The following is a 6,180-nucleotide window of genomic DNA, read 5'->3' as shown; positions in this document are numbered from 1 at the left end:
AATTATCACTTCCGGCCCAAGCGGTCCTGTCAGCGGGCCGACAGCCAAGGAAATCTGTCCGTCTGTCCGGTACACCGCCTCAAACCGGCACATGCCCTGAAGGCCGGGATAGTCCGTCACCAGCAGCGGCGCGTCCGAACTGTCGCCGACAACGAAGATGCGCGGCTGCGCTGTCGTGACAACGTTGGTCGAGCGCAGGCGTTTGGAATATTCGCCTATCCGCAGCTGGCCGTTTTCTGTGTAGCGCGACCGCACGGAAATGATCTTCTCCACATTGGGCGACACTGACGATAAGCCTGTGAAATCCGGCGTGATGATGATTTTTGACGGCTCGTTCAGGCTGAGCTTGGTCTGCTGCGCCGTGTTGTCGTCAGCGTCAGTCAGAAAAACCCCCTGCTCTGGATCCGCCGCGTCAAAGCCGATGTTCGAGCCGTCCAGACGCAGGCCGTAGTCCGGGCGTATCCAGTTGGCAAGACCGGTGTTTGTGTCACGCGCCGCAATGATGTCAGGCGACTTCTCCGAATACGGCAGGCGCATGTAGGTCGCCTGCTGCGAGACCTCCTGTTTCAGCACCACAGACGGCTTGGCCCTGACATCAACAGGATTGGGCGGCAGGTCGTCAGTCGGCTGCGCCAGACGGACAGGCATGGAGATGACAAAAGACATGAATCCTGAGAGGTTGACCGTGTTGCCGTCGGCAAGCTGGCGCACCACCTCACTGCGGAAAGCCTGCAGCACGGCCTTAGCCACGGCTTCTGGAATAGTCGGGTTATGCAGACTGATCTGCGCCGCCATCTCGTCATAACCCAGCGTCTTCTGGGCAACAGGCCGCGCAGTGTAGGAGGGAGGATTGGTCAGGTAGTTCGGGATGATCTTATACTGGATCGGCATGACGCGCTCCTTTATGCTGAAATGAACACTTAGATGCCGCCAGACAGCAGCACCTGTTTGTTTTCAGAGTAAATCTTTTAAACCGACAGCGCAAGAGGCAAAATCAGTAAAACTGAAATACGCGCGCAAAGCATGTCCGGCTTACGGTGAGCAGGCTCAGCGTCCGACGGTGAGCAGGCTCAGCGTCCGACGGTGAGCAGGCTCAGCGTCCGACGGTGAGCAGGCTCAGCGTCCGACGGTGAGCAGGCTCACCGTCCGACGGTGAGCAGGCTCAGCGTCCGACGGTGAGCAGGCTCAGAGAAAATACAAATGCGGCGGTTCGTGTGCAGCGGCACAGTAGGGACGAAAAACTTTTCGCCCTTGCTTAAGGTGCGGCCTGCGCAAGACGCTGAAAGACGCTCCGCTCTCCACAGCCTGCCTGCCTTGCTGTTTTTGTGTGCAATATTTGTGGTTATAGAGTATGGTGCGGGAGAAGGGGCAGGCGGACAGTGATAAGCGGAAAATTTCTGTATTTTTTACTGCCAACAGCATGGAGAGTTTTCTCTTGTTAATACTGTCTGCACATCATCAACAGATGACATGGATTTAAAAAATGAGAGATAGAAGATTTTGGGCTATTCGTACAGATAAATACAATCAGGAAATTATATTTGAAGAATTAAAAAATGGAAAATTGAGACAAGGATGGGGTTACGATGAAAGCCAAAATTTATTTCTGATTCAATCAGAAATAGACAAAGGAGGAAAATGGTGGAATCGATTATCTGATATTCAAAAAGAGTCCTTGCGTAATTTAAGAATGTTGTCCGATGCTGAAGATAGTATCCAGATAGGGGATATTATCTTGACACCAAACTTGCCGAAGCAGAATTCATTCTGTCTTGCTGAGGTGTCTGAAAGATATGTCTTCAACATGCTTACACTAAATAAAAAAACAGACATTAACAATCTTCACCATGATTATGGACATGTCTTGCCTGTAAAACTTATAACTCTAGATGGGATCAACAAATTCAATGAAAATGTTCATGCTGATCTCCGCTCGACTCTTCGCACACCTATGCGTATGTGGAATTTAGATACGTATAAGGAACATATTGAAAAACTTATTTCTTGCTACGACAAAGGAAAAGATTTAGGTACTGCTTCATCTGGTGAAGCTAAGCTAAGCATTGCCTGGGAAAATGCTTTATTGAAAGCAACAAAATCATTGCAAGATGAATTAGCATCTCAGCTTGATCAGCATTTTCAAGCATCTGAGTGGGAGGAGCCTATAAAAACTGTACTGAGCCAATTATATCCAGGCGTAAATGTTAGATGGACTGGTGGTCCATATGAATATGGTGCTGATATTGTATTGCAGATAGAAAACTTCTTCGGAGAAATACCATGGTTAATTGTGGTGCAAGTCAAAAATTATACTGGTGAAATTAACGAGACCGTTCTTGGACAGATAAAGGAGGCACATGAATGCTACAGCAAAGAGGGTAAAATAATACTTGGAGTCATAATGACTACTGCTGAGAGTAAAACCATTGCTTTTGACAATGCAAAATATGATCTGGAAAAAGAACTTGGCATTCCGATTGAATTAATTTTGCGTCAGAAATTGATAGAAATAATGACAGAAGGGCTATCAAAAAAAATGCTGTGAAGCCTTGCAGTGTGCCTGCCCTGCACCATTTTTAGTGTGGGGGCCGCGCCTTGCACGGCTGTTATTTACAGGCAAGAGAATAGACAAATAGAAAAGGAGAGAAAATATGGTGCAGCTCCAAGTTATATCAGATCAACAGCATGCGCTTCCCATCATCCAATCAGCCATTGCGGCAAAAGTGAAACGGATTGAAATAGGGCTGCGCAAGACGGAGCAGGCAATTCAGAAGTTTGAGTCAAAATATCATATTGATTCAGAACAGTTCATGAACGACTGCGCCGCAGAAGACTTGGACGGCGGCGATGACGAATATGTCAGCTGGATGGGAGAACTTCAGCTTCGAGAGGCTATCCGGGAAGAACTGCACCTCCTGAACAATATCGAATATGTTGCTCAAAGAGTATCTGACTGATATCAACAGTACTATTGCAGACTGTGCCGAAACCGGACTGATCATCTCATCCGATGTGATGACGGACATTCGGACAGAGAAGATCGGATTTGTGAAAGGTGAGCTGGTCTTTCTTGACGGGTCAGCACTCTTTTTCAAAGAATATCTTGATCTCCGCTTCTGTCTCGACAAGAAGACGTATTCGTTTCATTATCAGGATGCTCAGGCGCAGTTGCGTTTTCGATATGACAATGCCGCTCACAAACCTGCGCTCGGTTTTAATGATCATAAGCATACGCCCGATGCGACTCTTCACTCAGAAATTCCTCATTTACAGGATGTGCTGGAAGAAATTATGAAGACCTATTTTTCGGAATGCACATGAGACATGCCGACAAGCAAAGTCTCCGCAACGCATATCGTCTCTTTGAAAGCGGCGATATTGACACCTTTGAAATTGGCACAACAAAGGGCCTACAGCAAATCCACCAGCAGCTCTTTCAGGGACTGTATGATTTTGCCGGAAAGATACGGGCAAACAACATCTCGAAAGGGAATTTCAGGTTTGCCAACGCGCTGTATCTGAATGAAATCTTAGTCAAGATTGAGCAGATGCCGGAGGCGGCCTTTGAGCAAATCATCGCCAAGTATGTGGAGATGAACATTGCTCATCCTTTCATGGAAGGAAACGGCAGAGCAATGCGCATCTGGCTGGATATGATCCTGAAAGCGCGGCTGAGGAAAGTGGTCAACTGGCAGCATGTGGACAAGACGCTGTATTTGCAGGCGATGGAGAGAAGCCCGGTCAATGATTTGGAGATCAGAACCCTCCTCTCAGCCAACTTGACCGGGAAGATTGACGACCGGGAAATTATCTTTAAAGGGATAGAGCAATCCTATTATTACGAAGGGTATGGGAGCAGAAAGTAGCTGTACGGCGGCAGGGGGCGAAAGATTTTCCGCCCCCCGCGCAAACGGTGTACGCAGGCAGTCTGATCCTGTCAAGCGTTTCAGGAACGCTCCAGCAATCTGTTCAGCAATGAGGAAGTTGTCAAGGAGAGCGCATCATGTCGCAATGCACAATAACCATACCGGAGCGTCTACAGCTCAATGTGCGGGAGACCAAGAGGTTTCTGGCTGCAAAGATGTATGAGGCAGGAAAACTGTCCTTGGGTCAGGCGGCTGAACTTGCCGAGCTTTCCAAAAGGGCCTTCGCAGAGATTCTGGCGGATTACAATGTTTCGCTGATCAATCACCATCCGGCGGATATCCTGCGCGATGCGGCACAGTTCTGAAATTGTCATTGCTGACACCAGCTGTCTGATCCTTCTGGGCAAGATTGATGCAATTGACCTGCTGCGCCGTCTTTGCGAAAAAGTTTATATCACTCCGACGATACAAGAGGAATACGGCGAGGAGCTGCCGGACTGGATGGAGGTCAAAGAGCCTGAGAACACGCAGTGCCAAAATCTGCTGGAAATGGATCTTGATGCCGGTGAAGCAAGTGCCATCGCCTTGTCTCTGGAAACTGCCCGGTCCATCTTGATCATTGACGATCTCAAGGGCAGAAAGGTTGCGGAACGACTTCATCTGAGATATTCAGGAACCCTTGGCCTCCTTTTGCAGGCGAAACTGGCCGGGATATTGCCAGCACTTCGTCCTGTTGTTGTCAAAATCAGAGAGACGAACTTCAGATTCAGCGCGACGCTTCTGGACGCTCTTCTCGAACAGGCAAGAGAATGAGCGCTGCTACTCGGCTGCTGCGGAGGCGGCGCGGATGCAGGAAGGAAGGGGATTGCCGCAGTCGCAGCTGGCCCAGTTGAGCTTGCTGCGGAGGATGGCGAAATAGCCTTTGTGGGGAGAGCTGATCAGGCGCAGAGGCTTGGCCGCCGCCTCGACTGCGAGGAACTGCCCTTCCTGCAAGACCGCTGTCAGCGCGCCGTCCACCATCACCTTGACCTTGTCGGCAGGCTGGGCGAGCTTGGCCGTGACTTTGGCCTGCGGCGGCAGCAGCACTGGCCGCGATTCGAGCATGAAGGGGCAGATCGGCGTAAGCAGGATGGCGTGCAGGCCAGAGTGGGCGATTGGGCCGCCTGCGGAGAGGTTGTAGGCGGTGGAGCCGGTCGGCGTGGAGATGATCAGGCCGTCGGCCTTGTAGGTGGCGACGTAGTCTTCGTCGGCCCAGCAGCAGAGGCGCAGCAGCGGCTCAGTGCTGCCCTTGAGAATCACCGCCTCGTTGAGGGCGAAACGGGGCCGGTCAAGCGGGGTGCCGCCGCTGTCCAAGAGCTGCGTCCGCAGCATCATCCGCTCTTCAATCTGCACCCGCCCGGCCAGCACTTCCTCCAAGGCCGGGTGCATTTCTTCAGCCGCCACTTCGGTGAGAAAGCCGAGGTTGCCCAGATTGATGCCGATGACCGGAATCTCCAGCCGCGCCGCCTGCTCGGCCACGTGCAGCAGGGTGCCGTCGCCGCCAAGGATGGTCAGCATGTCCATGTCCGGCTCGATCCGGTCCAGCTCGGCCTGCACGCCGCGCTGGCCGAACCAGTCCGCCAGCTTCAGCCCGGCCTGCCGCACCGCCGGAGAATCCTTGCGGATGATGATGCCGACGCGGCGGATGTTCATGCGCTGGCCTACTTGCCCAGCTCTTTCGAGCGGTCTGTTGCGGCCTTGACTGCGGCCATCACCGTGCCGCGCAGGCCGTCGCGCTCCATGACCTGGAGGCCAGCGATGGTGGTGCCGCCCGGCGAGGTGACGCGGCCTTTCAGCACCGCCGCAGGCTCGCCGGTTTCCAAGGCCAATTTGGCCGAACCGTAGAGGGTTTGCAGAGCAAGCTGCTCGGCCAAAGGACGGGGAATGCCCGCCAGCACGCCGCCGTCGATCAGCGCCTCCAAGAAGGTGAAGACGTAGCCCGGCCCGGAGCCGCTCAGGCCGGTGACGGCATCCAGCAGGTTCTCCGCGACCTCCACGCAGGTGCCGACTGCCGAGAAGATCTGCCCGCAGAGGGCCATGTCCTCGCGGCTGGCGTTCTTGTTGCCGCTCATCGCCGATGCCCCGGCTAAAACCAGCGCGGGCGTGTTGGGCATCACCCGGATGATGCGCATGGCACTGCCGCCGAGGCCGCGTTCCATCTGGCTGATGGTCACGCCCGCAGCGATGGAGATGAGGAGATGCCCCGGCCCAAGGTGCTCACGGTAAAGCTGAAGCACCGGCTCCATGATCTGCGGCTTGACCGCAAGGATGATGA

9 protein-coding genes are annotated in these 6,180 nt (G+C 52.9%); 6 read left to right on the top strand and 3 right to left on the bottom strand.

Going from position 1 to position 6,180, the window contains the following annotated elements:
• On the bottom strand, nucleotides 1-891 hold an 891-nt coding region (locus ACNKID_RS09875; protein ID WP_417913262.1), incomplete at its 3' end, for a DUF4469 domain-containing protein.
• Nucleotides 892-1,483: 592 nt separating this feature from the next.
• Between ACNKID_RS09875 and ACNKID_RS09870 the strand changes: the two genes are divergently transcribed.
• The 6 genes from ACNKID_RS09870 to ACNKID_RS09845 all read left to right on the top strand — a co-directional run bounded on the left by ACNKID_RS09870 (nucleotide 1,484) and on the right by ACNKID_RS09845 (nucleotide 4,679).
• Nucleotides 1,484-2,545 (top strand): restriction endonuclease, encoded by a 1,062-nt coding sequence (locus ACNKID_RS09870; RefSeq protein ID WP_417913261.1) that lies wholly within the window; start codon nucleotides 1,484-1,486, stop codon nucleotides 2,543-2,545.
• A gap of 106 nt (nucleotides 2,546-2,651) precedes the next feature.
• On the top strand, nucleotides 2,652-2,957 hold the full coding sequence (locus tag ACNKID_RS09865; protein ID WP_417913260.1) for a hypothetical protein: 306 nt from the start codon (nucleotides 2,652-2,654) through the stop codon (nucleotides 2,955-2,957).
• A complete protein-coding gene (locus ACNKID_RS09860) occupies nucleotides 2,932-3,321 on the top strand; it encodes a toxin-antitoxin system TumE family protein (RefSeq protein ID WP_417913259.1) in 390 nt (129 codons plus the stop codon). Before ACNKID_RS09865 ends, ACNKID_RS09860 begins: the two co-directional genes overlap by 26 nt.
• Complete coding sequence (gene fic / locus ACNKID_RS09855) at nucleotides 3,318-3,866, top strand: protein adenylyltransferase Fic (RefSeq protein ID WP_417913258.1); 549 nt, start codon at nucleotides 3,318-3,320, stop codon at nucleotides 3,864-3,866. Before ACNKID_RS09860 ends, fic begins: the two co-directional genes overlap by 4 nt.
• A 137-nt stretch (nucleotides 3,867-4,003) precedes the next feature.
• The gene (locus ACNKID_RS09850; RefSeq protein ID WP_417913257.1) at nucleotides 4,004-4,231 is read left to right on the top strand and encodes a UPF0175 family protein; all 228 of its coding nucleotides are present in this window, start codon (nucleotides 4,004-4,006) and stop codon (nucleotides 4,229-4,231) included.
• Nucleotides 4,232-4,367: 136 nt separating this feature from the next.
• Nucleotides 4,368-4,679 carry a DUF3368 domain-containing protein gene (locus ACNKID_RS09845; RefSeq protein ID WP_417913256.1) on the top strand — a complete coding sequence of 104 codons (312 nt, stop codon included), beginning with the start codon at nucleotides 4,368-4,370 and terminating at the stop codon, nucleotides 4,677-4,679.
• Nucleotides 4,680-4,685: 6 nt separating this feature from the next.
• Here ACNKID_RS09845 and ACNKID_RS09840 read toward each other — a convergent pair whose 3' ends face one another.
• Both ACNKID_RS09840 and proC read right to left on the bottom strand, forming a co-directional pair.
• A complete protein-coding gene (locus ACNKID_RS09840; RefSeq protein WP_417913255.1) occupies nucleotides 4,686-5,558 on the bottom strand; it encodes an NAD(+)/NADH kinase in 873 nt (290 codons plus the stop codon).
• An 8-nt stretch (nucleotides 5,559-5,566) separates the two neighbouring features.
• Nucleotides 5,567-6,180: pyrroline-5-carboxylate reductase (gene proC / locus ACNKID_RS09835; protein WP_417913254.1), on the bottom strand; the 614-nt coding region annotated here is incomplete at its 5' end.

The organism is Candidatus Electronema sp. TJ (assembly GCF_048287355.1).
Classification (GTDB): domain Bacteria; phylum Desulfobacterota; class Desulfobulbia; order Desulfobulbales; family Desulfobulbaceae; genus Electronema.
Note: the sequence above shows the minus strand (reverse complement) of the source record. Positions and strands in the feature narration are given on the sequence as shown.

What these genes read in the sequence shown, in the direction of transcription:
- ACNKID_RS09870 (WP_417913261.1), top strand. Translation starts at nt 1,484, where the DNA reads ATGAGAGATAGAAGATTTTGGGCTATTCGTACAGATAAATACAATCAG.
- ACNKID_RS09865 (WP_417913260.1), top strand. Translation starts at nt 2,652, where the DNA reads ATGGTGCAGCTCCAAGTTATATCAGATCAACAGCATGCGCTTCCCATC.
- ACNKID_RS09860 (WP_417913259.1), top strand. Translation starts at nt 2,932, where the DNA reads ATGTTGCTCAAAGAGTATCTGACTGATATCAACAGTACTATTGCAGAC.
- fic (WP_417913258.1), top strand. Translation starts at nt 3,318, where the DNA reads ATGAGACATGCCGACAAGCAAAGTCTCCGCAACGCATATCGTCTCTTT.
- ACNKID_RS09850 (WP_417913257.1), top strand. Translation starts at nt 4,004, where the DNA reads ATGTCGCAATGCACAATAACCATACCGGAGCGTCTACAGCTCAATGTG.
- ACNKID_RS09845 (WP_417913256.1), top strand. Translation starts at nt 4,368, where the DNA reads ATGGAGGTCAAAGAGCCTGAGAACACGCAGTGCCAAAATCTGCTGGAA.
- ACNKID_RS09840 (WP_417913255.1), bottom strand. Translation starts at nt 5,558, where the DNA reads ATGAACATCCGCCGCGTCGGCATCATCATCCGCAAGGATTCTCCGGCG.